The following is a 23,174-nucleotide window of genomic DNA, read 5'->3' as shown; positions in this document are numbered from 1 at the left end:
CAGCAGGCGAGGTCGCGAAGAGGTCGTCACAGGTGCCAACCTATCGGCTATGACCGACACTCACGGACCCGAGTCCCCCCTGCCCACCGGACCGCGCACCGCCGCCTCCGCCTACGAGGCGCTGGGCTTCTCCGTCACCGGCACCCTCATCGAGCGCATGGGTGTGGAGCTGCTCGAGGTCGGGGCGGAGCGCACCACCGCGCGCATGCCGGTCGCCGGGAACACGCAGCCGGCGGGGCTGCTCCACGGTGGCGCGTCGGTCGTGCTCGCCGAGACCTGCGGGTCGGTCGCGGCGCAGCTCCACGCCGGGCGCGGTCGGGCGGCGGTGGGCATCGAGGTCAACGCCACGCACCATCGCGCGGCGCGTACGGGGTTCGTGCACGCGGAGGCGACGGCGCTGCATCTCGGGCGCACGACCGTGAGCTACGAGATCGTGGTGCGCGACGACGACGATCGGAGGGTGTGCACGGCGCGACTCACCTGCATGATCCTCGCGACCGCGTGATCGGCGCCGCCGCGGTTCGGCGCTCGTCGACGGAGGCGCCGGCGTGGCGCGTGATCGAGCGACGGTCAGGTCGTGACGGCAGGTCCGGTGACTGCCGGCCCTGAGGGCGAGAGAGGTGCCGGCTCGAGCACCGCGGCAGCTTCCTCGGCGCGTCGGTAGTCGTCCTGGAAGAGCCGCAGGTCGACCGGTCCGCTCTCGGTGCGGGCGCGGCGCCGACGGGCGATGAGGTCCTCAAGACCTCGCGCACCGCGGCGCACCGAGCTGGGGTCGGCTGCCAGGCGCCGCTGGAGCACCGCCGTCGAGACGACGCGGTGCCCGGCCGCCGGGGCGAAACCGAGGCGGGCGAGGAAGCGCTGCACCCCGCGCGAACCGGGGATGGGGACGGAGTAGACGTCGATCGCGCCGGACTGCTCGGCGAGCTCGGCGGCGGCCGTGAGGAGCGCGTGTCCCACACCGCGGCGTCGCGAGCTTTCCGCCACGTACAGCGCCTCGATGTAGAGGCTGGGCTCGTCCGTGAAGAGCGCTGGCTGCAGGACCCGCACCAGGAGGAACCCGACGGGGACACCCTCGTGGAAGGCCGCGAGGACCTGGCCACCGGGGACCGCCTGCAGGACGCTCAGCTGACGCACGAGACGGGACTCGTCGGCGACGCAGAGCTGCGCCGCCGCGGTCGACTCGCTCCGGGCCTCGGCACACAGGGTGGCGACGGCGGGAAGGTCGTCCCCGACCGCAGGCCGCACCTCGACAGACACTCGCACGCGGACCTCCTCCGGCTCTCGCCACACTCCCCGCACGGATCATCCGCCGGGCACAGCCAGGCAACGACCTCGTCGGCGGCCGTGTGGCCATCAACAGTTCAATATGGCGGCCGGTGTTCACCGCCCTGGAACTGGACGCCGATCCTCGACGATATCCCCGATCGGACGACCGCACAAAGGCCCAGGCCAGGGCGGTGACCGCCGCGGTCCGCCGTGGAGCACGGCTGCGACCACGACGCGCGGATCAGGCGCTTCCGACCTGCTCGATGACGGCGTCGGCGACCTCGCGCATGGTCAGGCGGCGGTCCATCGACGTCTTCTGGATCCAGCGGAACGACTCAGGCTCCGAGAGGCCCATCTTCGTCATCAGCAGACCCTTGGCGCGGTCGACGCGCTTGCGGGTCTCGAACCGCTCCGCGAGGTCGGCGACCTCGGACTCGAGGGCGCTGATCTGGGAGTAGCGCGAGATCGCGATCTCCACCGCCGGCAGCAGGTCCGCCGGGCTGAAGGGCTTGACGACGTACGCCATCGCACCGGCGTCACGCGCACGCTCGACGAGCTCGGTCTGCGAGAACGCCGTGAGCAGCACCACGGGTGCGACGCGGGCCTTGCCGATCTTCTCGGCAGCCGAGATGCCGTCGAGCTCGGGCATCTTGACGTCCATCACGACGATGTCCGGCTTGAGCTCGAGCGCGAGCCGCACCGCGGTCTCGCCGTCGCCCGCCTCACCGACGACGTCGAAGCCGGCCTCGCGCAACGTCTCGACGACGTCGAGACGGATGAGGGCCTCGTCCTCGGCCACCACGGCGCGCCGCGCCGGGCGCCCGGTGCTGGGCGCCGGAGCCTCGTCGTCCGGGGTCGGCTCGGGCTGGATCATGGGGGGCAGGTCGAGCGGCTGCTTCGCCTCGCGCTGCACGTCGTCGTCACTCACGTTGCTCATCGTAGTGCGCCCGAGCACCCCGCGCTCCCGGCTCGTCACATCCCGGGGTGTGATTCTCGTTTCGGTGCGCTCTGTGGTTCGATGGTGCACGCACGCGCACGGGACCGTTCGACCCCGGCGCAGCGGCCCCGGTAGCCCAACCGGCAGAGGCGTTCGGCTCAAACCCGATCCAGTGTGGGTTCGAATCCCACCCGGGGCACCCCTCCGCCCTCGCAGACACAGCGCCACTCCCCCCGCAGGGGGAGTTCGCCCCAGAGCTCGCGTCACCTCGTCGTGGATTGACGCCCCGGCCCACCGGAGTAGGTTGACAAGAGGGGCGCCGAGCGGGAGGAGCGTCCGATGGTGCGACTCGGGTACGGGTTGCCGTGCGTGCACCCGGCGGAGGAGATGGTGGGCCTGATCCGCGCGGCAGACCGGCTGGGATTCCACTTCTGCCACCTGAACGACGACGCCTCGGGCCTCGACCCGTGGTCCGTGCTCGCCGCCGCCGCGCGGGAGACCTCGACGATCCGGCTGGGAGTCAGCGCCACGCACGTCTACCTGCGCGAGCCCACCCTCGTCGCGCAGGCGCTGGCCACGCTCGACCAGCTCTCCGGAGGACGTGCGCAGGCCGTGGTCAGCTTCGGTGTCCCCCAGATGCTCGACGCGTACCACGTCGGCTGGCGGGGCACCCGGCCGCTGGCGCGGGTCCGTGAGGCGATCGGTGTCATGCGCGCCTACCTCGACGACGGCAGCGTCGATCAGCAGGGCGAGTTCTTCCGCTACTCGGGTGTCCGTACCATGGCCCGTCCGGTCCAGGAGCACCTGCCGCTCTTCGTCGGCGGGCTGGGTGGACCGAGATCCTTCGAGCTGGCCGGTGAGGTCGCCGACGGGATCGAGTGCGGCAGCAGCTCGCGGGAGAACTCGGAGTACGTCGCGCAGCACGTCCGCGCAGGCGCCGCGCGTGCCGGACGAGACCCGGGCACCCTGCGGCTCGGGGCGAGCGTCCTGAGCGCGGTCGGCGACGACGCCGCCGTGGCCAAGGAGGCGGCGGGGGCCGTGGCCGCCGCCTGGCTGCCCACCTACCCGGCACCGATGCTCGCCCGCCACGGGCTGGAGGCCGGGCTGGATCACGGCCGGAGGGCGACGGCCGGCGAGGCGCTCACGATCGCCGGCACCCCGGAGCAGTGCGCCGAGCGGATCCGGACCGACCTCGTGGACGCCGGCATCGACCACGTGCTGCTGGCCCTCGTCGATCCGACGCTCGTGGAGATCGTCACCGGCACCCGGCCTGCCGGGCTGCCCGACGCCCGCGAGCAGCTGCGGCTCGTCCACGACCGGGTCTTCCCCGCCTTCGCGGACGCCGGACCCGGCTAGCGGCACAAGGGCCGCACCCCTACCCGCCGCCCGCGCAGACCCCGGGCGTCATCTGGCGGAAACAGGCCCTTCACACGCCGCTCGTATCGTCCGGACATGAGTACCCGTCCGCAGCGCGGTCCCGGCGGCTCCCCACGAGACGGGGCGCGGCGATGATCGAGCACGTCGACCCGTTCATCGGGACCGAGGTCACCGACCTGCCGCCTCAGCACGGGCTGGCGGCGACCTGGTGGTGGCCCAAGCCCCAGGTGGGCAACACCCACCCGGGCGCGAGCCACCCGCTCGGCATGGTCTCGGCCTGCGCCTACTCCGGCGCCTACCCCACCGGCTACGGCCGCTACGACATCAGCACCGAGGGCGTCCCCACCGAGCTGTACGACCGGGCGCTGACGTCCGGCATCACCCACTTCCAGCAGTCCGGCACCGGGGCGATCCGCAAGTACTACAACTACTTCCGTGTCACGCCGATGCTCCAGCCGCTCGACGCGCTCGGCACCCTGTGGGAGATGCACGACGAGCTGGCCGAGCCGGGGTGGTACTGCACCACCCTCGAGTCGGGCATCCGCTGCGAGGTCACGGTCGGCCCCAAGAGCGCCGTCCACCGGTTCACGTTCCCGAGCCACCGCGACGCCCGGCTCGTCATCGACTTCTCCCTCGGTGGGCTCGCGATCCCCCACGGGGCCACCGTGCCGCTGCGCGCGCACCTCGAGTCCCTGGGTCCGGGCGTGGCCCAGGGCGAGATCGTCGTCGAGGGCGCGCCGCTCGCCGTCCACGTCGAGTGCGACACCGACCAGTGGCGGCAGATGCTCTGGTACGACCGCCGGCTCATGCCGGGCGGCACACGGCTCGACTTCGACTACATCCGCCCGACGACGCTGCGACCCTTCGGACTGATGTGGGCAGGTCCGACGGAGCCCGGCCAGGTCGTCGAGCTGCGCTTCGGGTTCTCCCTGCGCGGGACGGCCCAGGCGCGCGAGAACCTCTACGCCGACTGCGGCCCCGGCCCGTCGAGCTTCGCGACCCGGCGCGCGGCGACGACCCAGACGTGGCGGGATCACCTGGGCACGATCACGGTCGACACCCCCGACCGCGAGCGCCAGACGGTCTTCTCTACCGCGCTCTACCACTCGCTGCTCAAGCCGTGCCTCGCCCCCGACGAGAGCCCGTTCTGGCCGGCGGACGGCCCGTTCGCGTTCGACATCAGCACGATGTGGGACATCTACCGCACCCAGCTGCCGTTGCTGACGACGCTGCTGCCGCACCGGGCGGTCGAGCTCGCGAACGCGCTGCTGTACATCTGCGAGCAGGAGGGGAACCTCCCGATCGGCTACCGGATGGCGCGCGGCGCCGACCGGTTCTCCCGTCAGGCGAGTGCGCTCGCGCAGACGTTCCTCGCCGACCTGTGCCAGCTCGAGCTGCCGGGCGTCGACTGGGACTGGGCCCTCGCGCACATGCACAACGACCTGCGCCGCACCTACGGCGAGGACTACCTGCTGCACGGCATCGCGCACCCCATCAGCCACACGCTCGACGTCGCGTTCGGGTACTGGTGCACCATGCAGGTCGCGCAGCACGTCGGGGACCGCGCGCTGGTCGCCGAGTTCGAGCCGCTGGCCGCGGGCTGGGTGAACGCCTTCGACGACACCGGTCTCCTCAAGGACTCGACGTTCTACGAGGGCGGCCGGTGGAACTACTCCTTCCGGCTCGTGCACGACATGGCGGCGCGCATCGCGCTCGCTGGCGGGGACGAGGCGTTCGTCGGGCTGCTCGACCGGTTCTTCGGGTTCGGCGCGGACCCCGTCACGCAACCGGGTGTGCGTCCGGGCGCGGACGAGATCGCCCGCGGGTACGCGCTCGACCGGTTCGAGGGCCTGAACAACGAGCCCGACATGGAGGCGCCCTGGGCCTACCACTACGCGGGCCGGCCGGACCGGACTGCGGAGGTGGTCCACGCCGTCGTGCACCAGCAGTTCGGCACGGGGCGCGGGGGCCTGCCGGGGAACGACGACTCGGGAGGTCTGAGCTCCTGGTACGTGTGGGCCTCGCTCGGCCTGTTCCCCGTGGCAGGGCAGAACGTCGTGCTCGTCAACGCCCCCTCGTTCGCGGAGTCCCGGATCGGTGTCGGGGACCGCTCCCTGACGATCCAGACCGAAGGCTTCCGCGAACCCCGCCGGGACGACCCGCCGCAGTACGTGCGCTCCGTGCGGCTCGACGGCGTCCCGCTCGAGCGAAGCTGGCTCACCGGGGCCGAGCTGCACCGCGGCGGGCACCTGCTCGTCGAGCTCGGCGACACCCCGAGCGACTGGGGGACGAGGGAGCGCCCGCCGTCGTTCCCGCTCCGCACCGCTCCTCGCGGGCCCGACCCGACCACCGTCCCAGCTCCCGGCCCGGTTCTCCGCCGGGCCATCCCTTCGACGCAGGAGGCGACATGACTCCCACCACCTCGCAGCGCTGGACCCGGCTCGTCATCGTCGTACGGGCCGACCCCGTGATCTGCGGGCACTCCGGCGAGGCGCGCAACCTCGCCGAGGCCGCCCTCGACCGCGGGTTCTCCGAGGTCCGGATCGTCACGTGGCCAATCGAACGGCTCCAGGCCGCCGGTCTTCCGCTCAAGCCGCTCGACACGGTGCTGCCGTACCGCGACGGCATCGTCGTCGAACGTCCCGAACCCGTCGGTGACTACAAGGTGCCGGACGGTCGTCACCTCGCCGGGATCACGGGGCGGCTCGTCGAGCTCTTCACCGACGGCGTCCCCACGGTCTGCCTCTCGCTGTACCTCTCCCCCCACACGACCGCCGTGACCGACGCCGTCCGGGTCGCCGCGAGCACGGGCCTGCCGGTCGACGTGGTCACCATGGCGGAAGCGGTGGGCTCCGACGTCACCAACGTGGTGCGCTCGTGCGTCGAGGAGGGCCGCTTCGGCGCCGCGGCGCACGTGCTCTCCGGCTACCTCAGCAGCGACGTCTGCCTCGCCGTTTCCGAGTACACGCGCGACCTCGTCGTGTCCTGCGCCGAGGAGATCGACGGACGCCACGGCACATTCTTCGCCGCGCAGTGCCGTGACCGCGTGAAGATCTCCTACCCGGCGATCGACACGAGCGCCTACCTCGACCTCGACGACGAGGTCCTCGACCAGGTGCTGACCCGGCGTGGCCTCGACCGCGACGGCTACGTGCTGTTCCTCTCGCGCCTGTCGAAGGCCAAGGGGGTCGACGACCTCGTCGCGGGGTTCGCACGCAGCCACGTGCCTCCCTCCACGCGCCTCGTCGTCGCGGGCAGCGGACCCGAGGCGGCAGCGCTGCGCGAGCTCGCGGCAGCCTCGGGGGTGGGTGACCGCATCGACTTCCTCGACGACGTCGACGACGCCGAGAAGCCCTACCTCATGGCCGGCAGCGCGGCCTACGTCCTGCCGAGCAAGCCGTTGCCCGAGTTCGTCGAGACGTTCGGGATCGCCCTCGTGGAGAAGATGCTCGCCGGCGGCGGCCCGGTGATCACGACCGACACCGGCGGCATCCGCGAAGCCGTGGGCGGGCACGCGATCATCGTGCCGGTCGAGGCCCCCGACGCCATCGCCGCCGCCCTCGACCGGGTGCTCGTCGAGCTCTCCCCCGCCGAGCGTCGCACGTGGGAGGACGACGCGCGTCGCTACGCCCTCCAGTTTGACCGCGGCCAGGTGTTCGACCGGATGTTCGCCCACCTGGACGGCCCGGCCTCCGGCGGGGCGGACGTCCCGGCCGGTGCCCGCCCCGCGCTGGTACGCGTCTGACGCCGGAGCACAGCGAGACCCCACGGACCCCCGGCGTGGACGACGACGGCCCCGGCCCTCCGGAGGAGTCTCCAGGAGGGCCGGGGCCGTCGTCGTGCGCTACCGGTCAGGCGTCGGTCTTGTCGCCGATCTTGTGCACGAGGATCGAGTTCGTCGTGCCGGAGACCCCGACCGGGGCACCCGCCACGACGACGACCAGGTCGCCGACCTCGGCCAGGCCGTTGGCCTGCAGGGTCGAGTCGACCTGCCCGACCATCGCGTCCGTGCTGTCGACCTTCGGGACCTCGTAGGTCTGCGTGCCCCACGTGAGCGAGAGCGCGTTGCGGACGGCCTCGCGCGGCGTGAAGGCCAGCAGAGGGATCGACGCGCGCAGACGCGACATCCGCCGCGCCGAGTCGCCGGACTGGGTGAACGTCACCAGGTACTTCACACCGAGGATCTCACCGATCTCGGCCGCGGCCCGGGTGATCGCCCCGCCACGCGTGTGCGGCGTCGAGCCGAGGGGCGCGATGCGCTCGCGGCCGAGCTGCTCGGTGGCCTCGATGATGCGGGCCATCGTCTCGACCGTGAGGATCGGGTAGTCGCCGACGCTCGTCTCGCCCGAGAGCATGACCGCGTCCGCGCCGTCGAGAACGGCGTTGGCGCAGTCGGAGGCCTCCGCACGGGTAGGGCGCGGCGAGTTCGTCATCGACTCCAGCACCTGCGTGGCGACGATGACGGGCTTGGCGTTGCGACGTGCGAGCTCGACGATGCGCTTCTGGACGAGCGGGACCTGCTCGAGCGGCAGCTCGACCGCGAGGTCACCGCGGGCGACCATCACGCCGTCGAACGCGTCCACGATCTCCGCGAGGTTGTCGACCGCCTGCGGCTTCTCGATCTTCGCGATGACCGGGACCACACGGCCCTCGTCGTCCATGATCTGCTTGACGTCCGCGAAGTCCTCGGCGGACCGGACGAACGACAGGGCGATGATGTCCGCACCGAGCTTCAGCGCCCAGCGCAGGTCGTCCCGGTCCTTCTCGGAGAGGGCCGGCACGGAGACGGCGACACCCGGAAGGTTGAGCCCCTTGTTGTTGGAGACCGGGCCGGCCACCTCGACACGGGTGACGACGCGCGGGCCCTCCACGGCGGTGACGCGGACGAGCACCTTGCCGTCGTCGATGAGGATCGGATCGCCGACGCGGGCGTCGCCCGGCAGACCCTTGTGGGTCGTCGAGACGAGCTCCTTGGTCCCGACGACGTCCTCGGTCGTGATCGTGAAGGTGTCGCCCTCCTCGAGCCAGTGCTTCTCGTCCTCGGCGAACCGGCCCAGACGGATCTTCGGACCCTGCAGGTCGACGAGGACGGCCACCGAGCGCCCCGACGCCTTCGCGGCCTCGCGCACGTTGCGATACACGGACTCGTGGACCGAGTACTCCCCGTGGCTACGGTTCAGGCGGGCGACGTCCATGCCGGCATCGACCAGCGCCCGGATCTGCTCGGGCGACTCGGTCGCGGGTCCGATGGTGCAGACGATCTTTGCTCTACGCATTTCTCCAGCCTCGTTGTTCTTCTGGCGCCCGGACGAGACCGGACACGCAGCGGGGTGCCCCTCCCTAGGATGCCCCGCTCATCGACCCGGCGCAGGACACCCCGCGTCGGGGTCACGCTCATGCGCGCAGCGACACCGTCCCCGCGCGTACCGGAGCGGGAAGCTCCGTCCCACCCTGCAGGTACGCGTCGACCGACGCTGCGGCCGCCCGTCCCTCGGCGATCGCCCAGACGATGAGCGACTGCCCACGACCGGCGTCCCCGGCGACGAAGACCCCTGGGAGATCCGTCGAGAAGTCGTCGCCCCGCGCGACCAGGCCGCGGGAGGTCAGCTCGACGCCGGCCTGTGCGGTGATCGTGTCGGTCTCCGGCCCCGTGAAGCCCATCGCGATGAGGACGAGGTCGGCAGGAATCTCACGCTCGGTGCCCGGCTTGGGCACGCGTCGCCCGTCCGGCAGGTACTCCGTCTCCGCGACCGTCAGGGCGCGCACGGCTCCCTGGTCGTCCGCGAGGAACTCGACGGTCGAGGCCAGGTACGTGCGTTCGCCGCCCTCCTCGTGCGAGCTCGACACCTCGAAGAGGATCGGGTCGGTGGGCCAGGGCTGGCCCGCCGAACGCTCGAGAGGCGGCTGCTTGCCGATCGCGAGGGTCGTGACGCTCGCGGCACCCTGGCGCAGTGAGGTCCCCAGGCAGTCCGAGCCGGTGTCGCCGCCACCGATGATGATGACGTGCTTGTCCGTCGCGACGATCTGGTCCGGGACCTTGTGGCCCGCGACGACGGCGTTCGCCTGGTGCAAGAAGTCCATGGCGACGTGGACGCCCGGCAGGTCCTTGCCCGGCACGTCGAGACCGCGCGGGATCGTCGCTCCGGTCGCGACCACCACGGCGTCGTACCGGGTTCGCAGCTCGTCCCACGTGATGTCCACGCCGATCTCGACACCGGGACGAAATCGCGTGCCCTCCGCCTGCATCTGCTCGATGCGGCGGTCGATGTGGAACTTCTCGAGCTTGAAGTCCGGGATGCCGTAGCGCAGCAGTCCTCCGATGGCGTCGTCACGCTCGAAGACCGCGACGGTGTGCCCCGCACGCGTGAGCTGCTGGGCCGCGGCAAGACCCGCCGGGCCCGAGCCCACGACGGCGACGGTCGAGCCGGTGAGCCGCTGCGGGACCTGCGGGACGACGTAGCCGCGCGCGAACGCCTCGTCGATGATCGAGACCTCGACGTTCTTGATCGTCACGGCTGGCTGGTTGATCCCCAGCACGCAGCTCGACTCGCACGGTGCCGGGCAGACCCGGCCCGTGAACTCGGGGAAGTTGTTGGTCTCGTGCAGCCGCTCGATCGCGTCGGCCCACTGCTCGCGCCATACGAGGTCGTTCCACTCGGGGATGAGGTTCCCGAGCGGGCAGCCCTGGTGGCAGAAAGGGATGCCGCAGTCCATGCAGCGACCGGCCTGCTCCTTGAGGAAGGGCTGGCCCTCCTCGAGGTGGGCGTGCACGTCCTTCCAGTCCCGCAGGCGCACCTCGACGGGACGGTTCGGCGGGAGCGTCCGCTCCCGGGACTTCAGGAATCCGCGGGGATCAGCCACGGGCCACCTCCAAGATCTGGTCCCACACACCGGGAGCGGCGGGGTCGAGCCCCTCGTCCTCGGCCTGTGCGAGCGCTGCGCGCATCCGCGCGAAGTCGGCGGGCAGGATGCGGGTGAAGCGGGCCCGGGCGCCGGCCCAGTCGTCGAGCAGCCCGGCCGCGACCGGTGATGCCGTCTCCTCCAGGTGGCGACGGACCAGCGTGCGGACCAGCTCGTCGTCCGCGTCGTCCAGCGGGGAGAGCGTGAGCTCCCCCGCCGTGACCGCGCCGGCGTTGAGCGCACCGTCCCGCAGGTCGAGGACGTAAGCCGTCCCGCCGGACATGCCGGCACCGAAGTTGCGACCGGTCGGCCCGAGCACGAGGACGGATCCGCCCGTCATGTACTCGCAGCCGTGGTCGCCCACCCCCTCGACGACGAGCGTCGCACCAGAGTTGCGGACGCCGAAGCGCTCGCCCACCCGGCCGCTGAGGAAGATCTCGCCCGTGGTCGCGCCGTAGCCGATGACATTGCCCGCGACGACGTTGCTCGAGCCCGTCAGCACCGCCGAGCGGTCCGGACGCACGATGACGCGTCCCCCGGAGAGCCCCTTGCCGACGTAGTCGTTGGCATCGCCGAAGAGTCGCAGCGTCACGCCGCGCGGCAGGAAGGCACCGAGCGACTGCCCGGCAGAACCGGTGAGGGTGACGTCGATCGTGTCGTCGGGCAGGCCTTCGCCGCGGAAGCGCTTGGTCACCTCGTGACCCAGCATCGTGCCCACCGTGCGGTTGACGTTGCGCACCGGCAGCGCGATGCGCACCGGCTCCCGCCTCTCGAGGGCGTCCGCCGCGAGCGCGATGAGCTGGTTGTCCAGCGCCTTCGCGAGGCCGTGGTCCTGCGTCGTCGTGTTGCGCAACGACGACCCCTCGACCGGCTGCGGGACCTCGAGCACCGGGCCGAGGTCGAGCCCCTGCGCCTTCCAGTGGTCGATCGCCTTGCGCGTGTCGAGCGACTGGACGTGACCGATCGCCTCCTCGACGCTCCGGAAGCCGAGCCCTGCGAGGTACTCGCGGACCTCGGTCGCGATGAACTCGAAGAAGTTCACGACGAACTCCGGCTTGCCCGTGAACCGGGCGCGCAGCTCGGGGTTCTGCGTCGCGACACCGACCGGGCACGTGTCCAGGTGGCACACGCGCATCATGATGCAGCCCGAGACGACCATGGGTGCGGTCGCGAAACCGAACTCCTCGGCGCCGAGCAGCGCGGCGACGACCACGTCACGACCGGTCTTCATCTGCCCGTCGACCTGCACGACGATGCGGTCGCGCAGGTTGTTGAGCACGAGGGTCTGCTGCGTCTCCGCGAGCCCGATCTCCCACGGCGTGCCCGCGTGCTTGAGCGAGGTCAACGGGCTGGCGCCCGTGCCGCCGTCGTGCCCCGAGATGAGGACGACGTCCGCGTGCGCCTTGGACACACCCGTGGCCACGGTCCCCACGCCGAACTCGCTCACGAGCTTGACGTGGATACGCGCCGCCGGGTTCGCGTTCTTGGCGTCGTGGATGAGCTGCGCGAGGTCCTCGATCGAGTAGATGTCGTGGTGCGGCGGCGGCGAGATGAGCCCGACGCCCGGCGTGGAGTGCCGGGTCTTGGCGACCCACGGGTACACCTTGTGACCCGGGAGCTGACCGCCCTCACCGGGCTTGGCGCCCTGGGCGAGCTTGATCTGGATGTCGTCGGCGTTCGTGAGGTACTCGCTCGTGACGCCGAAGCGGCCCGAGGCGATCTGCTTGACCTTGGAACGACGCTCCGGGTCGTACAGGCGCTCGGGGTCCTCGCCGCCCTCGCCCGTGTTGGAGCGTCCGCCGAGGCGGTTCATCGCCACGGCGAGCGTCTCGTGCGCCTCGGCCGAGATCGAGCCGTAGGACATGGCACCCGTGTTGAAGCGCTTGACGATCTCGCTGACCGGCTCGACCTCCTCCAGGGGGACCGGGTCGCGGTCCGGGACCAGGTCGAGCAGCCCGCGCAGCGTCATCAGGCGGGAGGACTGGGAGTCCACGCGCTCGGTGTACTGGCGGAAGATGTCGAACCGGCGCTCACGGGTGGCGTGCTGGAGCCGGAAGACGGTCTCGGGGTCGAAGAGGTGCTCCTCGCCGTCCCGCCGCCACTGGTACTCGCCGCCCGTGGTGAGTCGCACGTGCGCCTGGTGGTTGCCCGACGCCGGGTAGGCCTCGGCGTGCCGGGCCGCGACCTCGGCCGCGATGACGTCCAGCCCGACCCCGCCGAGGCGGGTCGTCGTGCCGGTGAAGTAGTCGCCCACGAGCTCGTGGGACAGGCCGATGGCCTCGAAGACCTGCGCCCCGCGGTAGGACGAGATGGTCGAGATCCCCATCTTGCTCATGACCTTGAGCACACCCTTGCCGAGCGCCTTGATGAGGTTCGCGACGGCCTTCTCCGGGTCGACGTCGAGGTAGCCACGACGCGCGAGGTCCTCGACGGTCTCCATCGCGAGGTACGGGTTGACCGCGGCCGCGCCGTACCCGATGAGGAGCGCGACGTGGTGCGTCTCGCGCACGTCGCCGGCCTCGACCACCAGGGACACCTGGGTCCGGGTGTGCCGGCGCAAGAGGTGGTGGTGCACGGCGCTCGAGAGCAGGAGGGACGGGATCGGCGCGAGGTCGGAGTCCGAGTCCCGGTCGGAGAGCACGATGAAGCTCGCACCGGCCTCGACGTGCGCGTCGACCTCGGCGAAGATCTCCTCGAGCCGTTCGAGCAGGGCCTCACCACCGCCCGAGACCCGGTACAGGCCCCTGACGGTCACGGCCCGGAAGATCCCGGCGAGGTTCGGGTCCCGGTCGACGCGGATGATCTTCGCGAGCTGGTCGTTGTCGAGCACCGGGAACGGCAGCACGAGCTTGCGTGCGTGCTCGGGGGTGTCGACGAGCAGGTTCGGCTCCGGGCCGATCGCCCCGCCGATCGACGTGACGAGCTCCTCCCGGATCGCGTCGAGCGGCGGGTTCGTCACCTGCGCGAACATCTGGGTGAAGTAGTCGAACAGCAGCCGCGGACGCTTCGAGAGCACCGCGACGGGCGTGTCGGTGCCCATGGCGCCGAGCGGCTCTCCGCCCGTGCCCGCCATCGGGGTGAGGAGGATCTTGAGCTCCTCCTCCGTGTAGCCGAAGGCGCGCTGGCGACGCTGGACCGACGCCGGCGAGTGCGCGACGTGCTCGCGCTCGGGCAGCTGGTCGAGGTAGACGGAGTTCTCCGCCACCCACTGCGCGTACGGTCGCTGCGCCGCGAGCTGGCCCTTGATCTCGTCGTCCTCGATGATCCGGCCCTGGCCGGTGTCCACGAGGAACATCCGGCCCGGCTCGAGGCGACCCTTGCGCACGATCGTCGCCGGGTCGATGTCGAGGACGCCGGCCTCGCTCGCGAGCACGACCAGGCCGTCCTCGGTGACCCAGTACCGGCCGGGGCGCAGACCGTTGCGGTCGAGGACGGCACCGATGAGCGTGCCGTCGGTGAAGTTCAGGCAGGCCGGGCCGTCCCACGGCTCCATGAGCGTGGAGTGGTACTCGTAGAACGCCTTGCGGTCCGGGTCCATCTCGGCGTGGTTCTCCCACGCCTCCGGGATCATCATGAGCACCGCGTGCGGCAACGAGCGCCCCGACAGGTGCAGCAGCTCGAGCACCTCGTCGAAGCTCGCCGAGTCGCTCGAGCCGTCGGAACAGACCGGCAGCAGCGGACCCAGGTCGCCCAGCGCGTCGGAGCCGAGCGTGCCCTCGCGTGCCGCCATCCAGTTGCGGTTGCCACGCACCGTGTTGATCTCGCCGTTGTGCGCGATCATCCGGAACGGCTGCGCCAGCGGCCACGACGGGAACGTGTTGGTGGAGAAGCGCGAGTGCACGAGGGCGATCTCGCTCGCGTAGCGCGGGTCGGACAGGTCCGGGAAGAACGGCTCGAGCTGCGCCGTCGTCAGCATGCCCTTGTACGTCAGCGTCCGCGCGGACAGGGACGCGAAGAACAGGCCCAGCTCGTTCTCGGCACGCTTGCGCAGGCGGTAGGCCCGGCGGTCGAGGTCCAGCCCGGCGAGCTCGCGCGACGGGTCGGCGAGAACGATCTGCCGGAAGGTGGGCATCGATGCACGGGCGCTCGGCCCGACGAGGTCCGCCGTCACGGGCACGTCGCGCCAGGCAAGGACGTCGAGCTTCTCCTCCGACGCGAGGCTCTCGAGACGGCGGGCTACCCGCGCCGCCTCGTCGTGCTCTCGCGGGAGGAACGCCATCCCGATCGCGTAGTGCCCGGCAGGCGGGAGCTCGGCGTCGACGACGTCACGGATGAACGCGTCGGGGATCTGGGTGAGGATCCCCGCACCGTCCCCACTGTTCTCCTCGGCGCCGACGGCGCCTCGATGGTCGAGGTTGAGCAGGGCGGTGAGCCCTGCATCAACGATGTCGCGTCCGGGCGTACCTCGGAGCGTCGCTACGAAAGCGACGCCGCAGGCATCGTGCTCAGCGGCGGGGTCGTACAGACCCTGGGCCGAGGGCGCGGTGGCCCGGTGCAGCGGCGTGGTCATCAACACCGTCCTCACAGGCGCCCGGCCGAGGCCGGGCTTGATCCAACTTGGGGGGAACTGGGACGTCGTCGGCCCAACGGACATGACTGAGGACACCGGACGATGATCCGGCGGCCTCGCCTATGAATGACTGATGCGTCAGTGACCTGGTTCGGGTCTCGCAGCATCCGCCTGCTCGGGCTCCACAGGGTCGAGCTGTACTGTCTCCTCGCGCCCTGGGTGTCGGCGCCCGACAACGATAAACGCTATCAACGCACCGACTCCCACCAGGATCGAGGTCCAGACGTTCAGCCGGACCCCCAGGACGAGCTCGGCCTCGTCGATGCGCAACATCTCGATCCACACCCTGCCCAGCGTGTAGAAGAGAACGTAGAGCCAGAATACCCGACCATGACCAAGGCGGAACCGTCGGTCCAGATAGATGAGCGCCACGGCGGCCAGGACGTTCCAGATCATCTCGTAGAGGAACGTGGGGTGGAACAGCACGCCGGGGTGGGCGTCGATCTCGAGACCCCACGGCAGCGTCGTCTCCGAGCCGTAGAGCTCCTGGTTGAACCAGTTCCCGAGCCGGCCGACCGCCTGCGCGAGCAGGAGGCCGGGAGCGAGCGCGTCCGCGAATCCTGCGAAGCTCACGCGCTGGCGGCGGCACCCGATGTAGGCACCCACCGCGCCCAGCGCGACGGCTCCCCAGATGCCCAGACCACCGTCCCAGATGCGGAGCGCCCTCAGCGGGTCGCCGCCCTCGCCCCAGTAGGGCGCGGGCGTCGAGATGACGTGGTAGATCCGTCCGCCGACGATGCCGAACGGGACCGCCCAGAAGGCGATCTCCAGGACGTCGTCGGCCTTGCCGCCGCGCTCGACCCAGCGCTTGCGGGTGAGCCACAGGGCCACCCCGATGCCGGCGAGGATCGCGAGGGCGTACGCACGCAGCGGGAAGGGCCCGACGTACCAGGTGTGCTGGGACGGGCTGGGGATCCCGGCCGGCAGAGCGGCAGAGAGCTCGGCGGCCAGCTGCCCGACGGCGGTCGTGACGCTCATGCCCGCACCTCCTGTGCGGTCGTGGGTCCGGCTGTCGTGTCGGCCGCCGGCTCGGCAGAGGACGTGGCCGTCCGCCGCGCACCGTGCACACCCTCGGCGAGCGCCGTCGCGATCTCGCGCAGCGCCGCGAGGCGCTCGGACCACGGTGCGTCGCCGAGCAGCGGCCGCACGAACGCGGACCCCACGATCACGCCGTCCGCGTAGCCGGCCACCTCTCGCGCCTGGGCGGCGGTCGAGACGCCGAGGCCCACGCACACGCGCGTCGCGCCGGCCCGGCGCGTGCGGTCGACCAGAGCCGCGGCGCCCGCGCCCACCTGCGCGCGCTCCCCCGTGACTCCCATGGTGGACGCCGCGTAGACGAAGCCGCGGGACGCCGCGGCCGTGGAGGCGAGACGTGCGTCCGTCGAGCTCGGCGCGACGAGGAACACCCGGTCGAGACCGTGCGCGTCGGAGGCGGCGATCCACTCGGCGCCCTCGTCCGGGATGAGGTCGGGCGTGATGAGTCCCGCGCCACCCGCCGCGGCGAGGTCCCGCGCGAACGCCTCGACGCCGTAGCGCAGCACAGGGTTCACGTACGTCATGACGAGGGTCGGTGTCCCGGTCGCGGCCACGGCCTCGACGACACCGAAGACGTCCCGCACCCGGACCCCCGCCTGCAACGCGGTCTGGACGGCGTCCTGGATCGTGGCGCCGTCCATGACCGGGTCGCTGTAGGGGACGCCCAGCTCGATGACGTCGACCCCGCTGTCGACCAGCGTGAGCGCCGCCTCGATCGACTGCTCCACCGTGGGGAACCCCACCGGGAGGTAGCCGACCAGCGCGGCGCGGCCGTCGCCCGCGAGCGCGTCGAGCACCCCGGCGGTCCGCGCGCCCGTCGAGGGCGTGCCCTCCGGTCGCTGCTCGGTCGGTGTGCTCACGCGTCTGCTCCTTCCGCGCCGAGGTCGGCGTCTGCGTCCACGAGGTCGAACCACCGGGCAGCGGTCGCGACGTCCTTGTCCCCCCTGCCGGAGAGGTTCACGAGGTAGATCTCGTCGGTACGGCCGGCGGCGGCCGCCTCCTGGCCGAGGCGGAGCGTGCCCGCCAGGGCGTGCGCCGACTCGATCGCGGGGATGATCCCCTCGGTCCGGCTCAGCAGGCGGAAGGCCTCCATCGCCTCGGTGTCCGTCACCGGCAGGTACTCGGCGCGGCCGATGCTCGCGAGGTAGGAGTGCTCCGGGCCCACGCCCGGGTAGTCGAGCCCGGCCGAGATCGAGTGGCTCTCGAGGGTCTGCCCGTCCTCGTCCTGCAGGAGGTAGGACCGCGCGCCGTGCAGGACGCCGGGTGCCCCGCCCGTGATCGTCGCGGCGTGCCGCCCCGTGTCGACACCGTCACCACCGGCCTCGAAGCCGACCAGCCGGACCCCCGCGTCGTCGAGGAACGCGTCGAAGATGCCGATCGCGTTCGACCCGCCGCCGACGCACGCCGTGACGGCGTCGGGCAGGCGACCCGTGAGGTCCAGCACCTGCTGGCGCGCCTCGACGCCGATGATCCGTTGCAGGTCCCTGACCATCGTGGGGAACGGGTGCGGACCTGCGGCGGTGCCGAACACGTAGTTGGTCGTCTCGACGTTCGTCACCCAGTCCCGCAGCGCCTCGTTGATGGCGTCCTTGAGGGTCCGTGAGCCGGTCTTGACCGGGATCACCTCGGCGCCGAGCAGCCGCATCCGGGCGACGTTGAGCGCCTGGCGCCGGGTGTCCTCCTCGCCCATGTAGACCACGCACTCGAGGTCGAACAGCGCGGCGGCGGTCGCGGTCGCGACGCCGTGCTGACCGGCCCCGGTCTCCGCGATGACCCGCTTCTTGCCGATGCGCCGGGTCAGCAGCGCCTGGCCGAGGACGTTGTTGATCTTGTGCGACCCCGTGTGGTTGAGGTCCTCCCGCTTGAGCAGGACCCGCTGACCGCCCGCGTGCTCGGCGAAGCGCCGCACCTCCGTGATGATGCTCGGACGCCCCGAGTAGCTGCGGTGCAGCTCGGCCAGCTCTGCGGCGAACCCCGGGTCGGCGGTGGCGCGACGCCACTCGCGGTCGAGCTCGTCCAGGGCGGCGATGAGCGCCTCGGGGACGTACCGGCCCCCGAAGTCGCCGAAGTACGGGCCCTCGAGGTTCTGCAGGCTGGTGGACACCGGTTCGGTCACGGGTCAGTGCCTCCTGGTTCGGGGTGGTCGGTGCGGATGTACAGCTCGGATAGGCGCTCGGATGGTCGGCAGGGTCGTCCGTGCGAGCCCGTCGGTGCCCGTCGCGCCGTTCGGTGCCTGCTGGTCAGTGCCGGACGGCGCGCAGCGACGGGTGCGAACCCGCCGCCACGAGGTCGGCGACCGAGGCGCGCGGGGCGTCGTCGGTCACGAGCGCCTCGCCCACGAGGACGGCGTGCGCCCCCGATCGTGCGTAGTCCATGACGTCGTGCGGCCCGCGCACGCCCGACTCGGCGATGCGCACGATCTCGTCGGGGATGGCCGGGGCGAGGCGGGCGAACGTGGTGCGGTCGACCTCGAGGGTCTTGAGGTCGCGGGCGTTGACACCGACCACGCGCGCACCGGCGTCGAGCGCCCGCGTCACCTCCTCGAGGGTGTGGACCTCGACGAGCGCGGTCATGCCCAGGGAGTGCACCCGCTCGATGAGCGAGGTCAGGACGGTCTGCTCGAGGGCGGCGACGATGAGCAGGACGACGTCCGCACCGTGCGCGCGGGCCTCCCACACCTGGTACGGCGTCACCACGAAGTCCTTGCGGAGCACGGGGATGTCGACCTTCGCCCGCACGGCGTCGAGGTCGGCGAGGCTGCCGTTGAACCGGCGCTGCTCGGTGAGCACGGAGATGACGGCGGCGCCGCCCTTCTCGTACTCGGACGCCAGGGACGCCGGGTCGGAGATCGGGGCGAGCGCTCCCCTGCTCGGGCTCGACCGCTTGACCTCGGCGATCACCGCGACCGCGTCGTCGGCCTTGAGGCGACTCAGGCACTCGAGAGCCCCGGGCACGCGCGCGGCACGTTCCTTGAGCGCGTCCAGCGAGGTCGTCGCTTCGCGGTCCGCGAGGTCCTCGCGCACACCTGCGACGATGTCGTCCAGAACGGTCATCGTCCATCACTCCCCGTGCTCGTCACCGCCCCCCGTCCGACAGCGGCTCGCGGCAGACGCTGTGCGCCGGTGCTCACCGAACCATTGACAAGGGGTCCCTGCCATCGTAGAGCCGCTCACGGCAGCCGATGACCACGTGCCAGCACGCGAGATGGGCGGCCGGTCCGCTCAGGGCGCCAGCCAGGGCGCGAGGGCCGGGACGTTGCGCAGGACGGAGTAGCCGACCAGCACGCCGAGCAGGACCCACGCGCTCCACATCGGCAGGCCTCGTCCGGAGCGTCCGCGCCACGCGCGCACGACCCACGCGAACCACCCGACGACGAGCAGCGGAGCCAGCAGCACCCACAGCGGGTTCATCGACCAGGCTCCGGCCACGTCGAGATGCGCGAGGTCGTGGGTGGCGCGGAGCGCACCACAGCCGGCGCAGTACCAGCCTGTGAGGCTCAGGAGCGGGCACGTGATGTAGTGACCCGGGCGGTTCGGGTCGACGAGCGCGACGTAGACGGTCGCGGCAGCCGTGACGGCGCCGAGTACGAGCGGGGCGGCGGCCCCGCGCAGCCCCCGCGGGGCCGTCTGCGCGGCCGCCGGACCCGCCACGAGCACGTCAGGAGAAATCGTTGCTCATCTCCAGCGTGGTGAGGAAGGCGGGGAAGAACGCGAGCATCGCGAAGACGGCCAGGACCGACAGGGCGATCGCGACCCAGCCGAGCACGATCCCGGCGGTCGCCATGCCGGGGTTGTCGGCCTGGCCTTCGGCGACGGCCCGCTTCGCGTTGTGCCCCAGGATCACCGCGGGGATCCCCGTGAAGAGCCCGCAGACCAGCATCGACACGATGCCGAGGACGAGCGACCACACGGCGAGGGAGTTCTTCGGGTAGTACCCGCCGTAGCCCGCCGGGCCGCCCGGGTAGGGGCCGGCCCCTGGGTACGCCGTCGCCCCGGGGTACGGCGTCGCGCCGGGGTACTGCGCCGACCCCGGGTAGCCGCCGGTCTGCGGCGGGACGTCGCCGTCGCGCGGCGGCGTGCCGTACGGGTTGCTCGGCTCGTCGTCACCCGCACCCGGCACGGGTGGGTAGGTCACGACTTGTCCGCCTCGGCGGGCAGCTGCTGCCCGTAGCCCATGTTGCGCAGGACGACCCCGCCGGCCAGCGCGACGGCCACCACTCCCATCCCGACCCAGAAGAGCCAGACCGCCGCGATGACGACGCCGATCGCCGCGACGAGCGAGCCGACCATGATGCCGATCATCGTGAACCACGCGGCGACGGTGTGCCCGTGGTTGGTGGGGGGTGCTGACGGGGGCAGGTACGCGACCTCGGTGGGCTGCGGGTTCTTCTCGGCCATGACGGTTGTGCCTTTCGTAACGATGTGCGCTCAGCCTATCGGACTGGTCTCGGGTGGGAGCCGGTCACCTCGCGGGACCGGTCGGGTCCTCTCCCCTGCTCAGGGCGTCCCAGGTCGCCTGCTCGTCGGCCGGTTGCCCGGCGGGCGGAGCGGACCCGCGTTCGTGGCGCGCGGAGCCCTGCGTCCACCGCCGCGACGCCAGGGCGACCGCAACGACCGCGAGGACCACGACCGCCCCGAGGGCGGCGGCGAGCACCGGGAAGACGGTGACCTCCACCGGGCCGGTCGCCTCGGTCACCCCGGTCACCTGCGCCACTGCCGAGCGGGCGGGGCCGTCCGGGTCGAGCAGGAAGGAGACCGCGGACCCACCGACGACGACGCCGCTGGCCGCCGCCACGGCGAGGACCACCCAGCGCCCGACCCGCCCGACGAGGCCCAGCGCCAGTGCCGCCGCGGCGAGCACCAAGGCCCCGGCCGCGACACCGGGTGCGGCGTCGGTGCCGGTGAGCGTGACCGCGACGTCTGGGTCCAGGACGGACGCGCCCGACGTCGTCAGCCAGGTCGGCGCCGCAGCGCCCAGCGCCGCGAGGCCGAGGGCCAGCAGCAGGAGGACGGACCGTGCACGCGTCATGGCAGGCTCCGGAGCCGCGCGGCCAGCTGGACGGCCCGCACGGCAGCCGCGGCCTTGTTGCGGGACTCGGCGTACTCCAGCGCAGGGACGGAGTCCGCCACGATCCCACCGCCGGCCTGCACGCTGGCCCGGCCGCCGCGGATGAGTGCCGTGCGGATCGCGATCGCCATGTCCATGTTGCCGGTGAAGTCGAAGTACCCCGCCGTGCCGCCGTAGATGCCGCGCGACGCGGGCTCGAGCTCGTCGATGAGGGCGATCGCCCGCGGCTTGGGCGCCCCCGAGAGGGTGCCCGCGGGGAACGTCGCGCGGAACGCGTCCAGGGCGCTCGCCCCGGGGCGCAGCGTGCCGACGACGGTCGAGCACAGGTGCATGATGTGGCTGAACCGCTTGGTCGCCATGAACTCCACGACCTCCACCGTCGCCGGCTCGCAGACCTTGACGAGGTCGTTGCGCGACAGGTCCACGAGCATGATGTGCTCTGCGCGCTCCTTGGGGTCGGCGAGCAGCTCCTCCCCGAGGGCGACGTCTTCCTCCGGTGTCGCGCCTCGCGGGCGTGACCCGGCGATCGGGAACGTCACGACCCGGCCGTCGGTCACCTTGACGAGCGTCTCCGGGCTGGACCCCACCACGGCGAAGTCCTGGCCGAGGGCGTCCTGCAGCTGGAAGTAGTACATGTACGGACTGGGGTTGATCGTGCGCAGCGCCCGGTAGACGTCCAGCGGCTCGGCCGGGCAGTCGAGGTCGAGGCGCTGGGACAGCACCACCTGGAAGACCTCGCCCTCACGGATGGCCTCCTTGCCCGCCAGGACCGCGTCCTCGAACTCCTGCCGCGTCGAGCGGAACTCGAGCTCGGGCTCCGGGTCGTCGGAGGCGACCGTGACGACGTGCGTCCCGCCCGCGACGAGCTCCGCCTGCAGCCGGTCGAGGCGCGCGACGGCGTCGGCGTACGCCTCGTCGACCCGCTCGTCGGTGTCGTCGAAGTTGATCGCGTTCGCGACGAGCCAGACGCTGCCCTCGCGGTGGTCGACGACGGCGAGGTCGGTCGCGAGGCACAGCGTGAGCTCGGGCACGCCCAGCTCGTCGGGGGCGCGCGACGGCAGGGTCGGTTCCCAGTGCCGGATGATGTCCCAGCCCACGGCCCCGACCAGCCCGCCCGTCAGGGGCGGGAGCCCCTCGACCGCCGGTGTGTGCAGGACCTCGAGGGTCTGCTCGAGCACGTCGACGACGTCGCCCGAGACCGGCACCCCGGCGGGCACGTCCCCGGTCCACCGGGCCTGGCCGCCCTCGGACGACAGCGTCGCCCTGGACGCGACCCCGACGAACGAGTAGCGCGCCCAGCTGCCGTCGACCTCCGCGGACTCGAGGACGAACGTCCCCGGCCGGCCCTGCGCGAGGGTGCGGTACAGCCCGACCGGGGTGACGTCGTCGGCCAGGAGACGCCGGACGACGGGCACGACCCGGCGGTGCGCGGCGAGGGCGCGAAACTCCGGTGCCGAGGGCCACGTCTGCCCCCAGGCCGGACCCCCGGGCGGGACAGCCGGTCCGGTGGCCGGTACCGCCGTACCGGCAGACCTCTCCTGCGTCACTGGTGCTCCTCCTCGGTGTGATCAGCCGACACCGCTGCCGCGGGGCGGTGGCCCTCGACGACGGCAAGCTGCCCGCCGGCCTCGAAGCAGGTGCGGGTTCCGGTGTGACACGCCGCCCCGACCTGGTCGACGCGCACGAGCAGCGCGTCGCCGTCGCAGTCGATCGCCACGGACTTCACGTACTGGGTGTGACCGGACGTGTCGCCCTTGCGCCAGTACTCCTGGCGCGACCGGCTGTAGAACGTCACCCGGCCCGTGGTGAGTGTCCGGCGCAGGGCCTCGTCGTCCATCCACCCGAGCATCAGCACCTCGCCGGTGTCGTGCTGCTGGACGATCGCGGCGACGAGACCTGCGGCGTCGCGCGTGAGGCGGGACGCCACCTGCGGGTCGAGCACGGTGGTGTCGCTGGGGTTCACGTCGCTGGGGTTCACGGAGTCGGGCACCTGAGAATCCTGCCAGATCTCGCGCGGCCCTG

The 23,174-nt window shown here is 71.9% G+C and carries 19 protein-coding genes and 1 tRNA gene; 5 read left to right on the top strand and 15 right to left on the bottom strand.

Features of this window, described 5'->3' with window-relative positions; genetic code table 11:
* Positions 1-49: 49 nt before the first annotated feature.
* A complete protein-coding gene (locus OHL10_RS05010; protein WP_425498962.1) occupies positions 50-505 on the top strand; it encodes a hotdog fold thioesterase in 456 nt (151 codons plus the stop codon).
* Between the two features lie 65 nt (positions 506-570).
* Here OHL10_RS05010 and OHL10_RS05005 read toward each other — a convergent pair whose 3' ends face one another.
* Complete coding sequence (locus OHL10_RS05005; RefSeq protein WP_265521085.1) at positions 571-1,263, bottom strand: GNAT family N-acetyltransferase; 693 nt, start codon at positions 1,261-1,263, stop codon at positions 571-573.
* A 244-nt stretch (positions 1,264-1,507) separates the two neighbouring features.
* A complete protein-coding gene (locus tag OHL10_RS05000; protein ID WP_425498971.1) occupies positions 1,508-2,140 on the bottom strand; it encodes an ANTAR domain-containing response regulator in 633 nt (210 codons plus the stop codon).
* A 188-nt stretch (positions 2,141-2,328) separates the two neighbouring features.
* Between OHL10_RS05000 and OHL10_RS04995 the strand changes: the two genes are divergently transcribed.
* The 4 genes from OHL10_RS04995 to OHL10_RS04980 all read left to right on the top strand — a co-directional run bounded on the left by OHL10_RS04995 (position 2,329) and on the right by OHL10_RS04980 (position 7,325).
* A tRNA-Leu gene (locus tag OHL10_RS04995) sits at positions 2,329-2,402 on the top strand.
* 140 nt (positions 2,403-2,542) lie between these two features.
* Complete coding sequence (locus OHL10_RS04990) at positions 2,543-3,559, top strand: LLM class flavin-dependent oxidoreductase (protein ID WP_265521083.1); 1,017 nt, start codon at positions 2,543-2,545, stop codon at positions 3,557-3,559.
* Between the two features lie 152 nt (positions 3,560-3,711).
* Positions 3,712-5,991: a glycoside hydrolase domain-containing protein gene (locus OHL10_RS04985; RefSeq protein WP_265521082.1), complete on the top strand. Its 2,280-nt coding sequence runs from the start codon at positions 3,712-3,714 to the stop codon at positions 5,989-5,991.
* A complete protein-coding gene (locus OHL10_RS04980) occupies positions 5,988-7,325 on the top strand; it encodes a glycosyltransferase (protein ID WP_265521081.1) in 1,338 nt (445 codons plus the stop codon). Before OHL10_RS04985 ends, OHL10_RS04980 begins: the two co-directional genes overlap by 4 nt.
* A gap of 106 nt (positions 7,326-7,431) precedes the next feature.
* Here OHL10_RS04980 and pyk read toward each other — a convergent pair whose 3' ends face one another.
* The 13 genes from pyk to hisI form a co-directional block, all read right to left on the bottom strand.
* Positions 7,432-8,856 carry a pyruvate kinase gene (gene pyk, locus OHL10_RS04975; protein ID WP_265521080.1) on the bottom strand — a complete coding sequence of 475 codons (1,425 nt, stop codon included), beginning with the start codon at positions 8,854-8,856 and terminating at the stop codon, positions 7,432-7,434.
* A gap of 118 nt (positions 8,857-8,974) precedes the next feature.
* Positions 8,975-10,441: a glutamate synthase subunit beta gene (locus OHL10_RS04970; protein WP_265521079.1), complete on the bottom strand. Its 1,467-nt coding sequence runs from the start codon at positions 10,439-10,441 to the stop codon at positions 8,975-8,977.
* Complete coding sequence (gene gltB, locus OHL10_RS04965) at positions 10,434-14,990, bottom strand: glutamate synthase large subunit (protein WP_265521078.1); 4,557 nt, start codon at positions 14,988-14,990, stop codon at positions 10,434-10,436. Before gltB ends, OHL10_RS04970 begins: the two co-directional genes overlap by 8 nt.
* Positions 14,991-15,128: 138 nt before the next feature.
* The gene (gene lgt, locus OHL10_RS04960; protein WP_265521077.1) at positions 15,129-16,028 is read right to left on the bottom strand and encodes a prolipoprotein diacylglyceryl transferase; all 900 of its coding nucleotides are present in this window, start codon (positions 16,026-16,028) and stop codon (positions 15,129-15,131) included.
* On the bottom strand, positions 16,025-16,945 hold the full coding sequence (gene trpA, locus OHL10_RS04955; RefSeq protein WP_425498960.1) for a tryptophan synthase subunit alpha: 921 nt from the start codon (positions 16,943-16,945) through the stop codon (positions 16,025-16,027). Before trpA ends, lgt begins: the two co-directional genes overlap by 4 nt.
* Entirely contained in the window at positions 16,942-18,189 is a 1,248-nt protein-coding gene (gene trpB / locus OHL10_RS04950; protein ID WP_265521437.1) for a tryptophan synthase subunit beta, read from the bottom strand. The genes trpA and trpB overlap by 4 nt, the downstream gene beginning before the upstream one ends.
* A gap of 136 nt (positions 18,190-18,325) precedes the next feature.
* Complete coding sequence (gene trpC / locus OHL10_RS04945; RefSeq protein WP_265521076.1) at positions 18,326-19,138, bottom strand: indole-3-glycerol phosphate synthase TrpC; 813 nt, start codon at positions 19,136-19,138, stop codon at positions 18,326-18,328.
* 168 nt (positions 19,139-19,306) lie between these two features.
* Positions 19,307-19,741 (bottom strand): DUF2752 domain-containing protein, encoded by a 435-nt coding sequence (locus OHL10_RS04940; protein WP_265521075.1) that lies wholly within the window; start codon positions 19,739-19,741, stop codon positions 19,307-19,309.
* A gap of 1 nt (position 19,742) precedes the next feature.
* Complete coding sequence (locus OHL10_RS04935) at positions 19,743-20,219, bottom strand: DUF4190 domain-containing protein (protein ID WP_265521074.1); 477 nt, start codon at positions 20,217-20,219, stop codon at positions 19,743-19,745.
* Positions 20,216-20,482: an HGxxPAAW family protein gene (locus OHL10_RS04930; protein ID WP_265521073.1), complete on the bottom strand. Its 267-nt coding sequence runs from the start codon at positions 20,480-20,482 to the stop codon at positions 20,216-20,218. Before OHL10_RS04930 ends, OHL10_RS04935 begins: the two co-directional genes overlap by 4 nt.
* Before the next feature lie 64 nt (positions 20,483-20,546).
* Positions 20,547-21,113 (bottom strand): Trp biosynthesis-associated membrane protein, encoded by a 567-nt coding sequence (locus OHL10_RS04925; RefSeq protein ID WP_265521072.1) that lies wholly within the window; start codon positions 21,111-21,113, stop codon positions 20,547-20,549.
* Positions 21,110-22,699, bottom strand: coding sequence for an anthranilate synthase component I (locus OHL10_RS04920; RefSeq protein ID WP_265521071.1), 1,590 nt, complete (start codon positions 22,697-22,699; stop codon positions 21,110-21,112). Before OHL10_RS04920 ends, OHL10_RS04925 begins: the two co-directional genes overlap by 4 nt.
* Positions 22,696-23,142, bottom strand: a complete 447-nt coding sequence (hisI, locus tag OHL10_RS04915) for a phosphoribosyl-AMP cyclohydrolase (RefSeq protein WP_425498959.1) — start codon at positions 23,140-23,142, stop codon at positions 22,696-22,698. The genes OHL10_RS04920 and hisI overlap by 4 nt, the downstream gene beginning before the upstream one ends.
* Positions 23,143-23,174 lie beyond the last annotated feature (32 nt).

The sequence above is a fragment of the Oerskovia flava genome (assembly GCF_026163685.1).
In the GTDB taxonomy this organism is placed as follows: domain Bacteria; phylum Actinomycetota; class Actinomycetes; order Actinomycetales; family Cellulomonadaceae; genus Oerskovia_A; species Oerskovia_A flava.
This window is presented reverse-complemented; position numbering and strand designations above follow the sequence as displayed.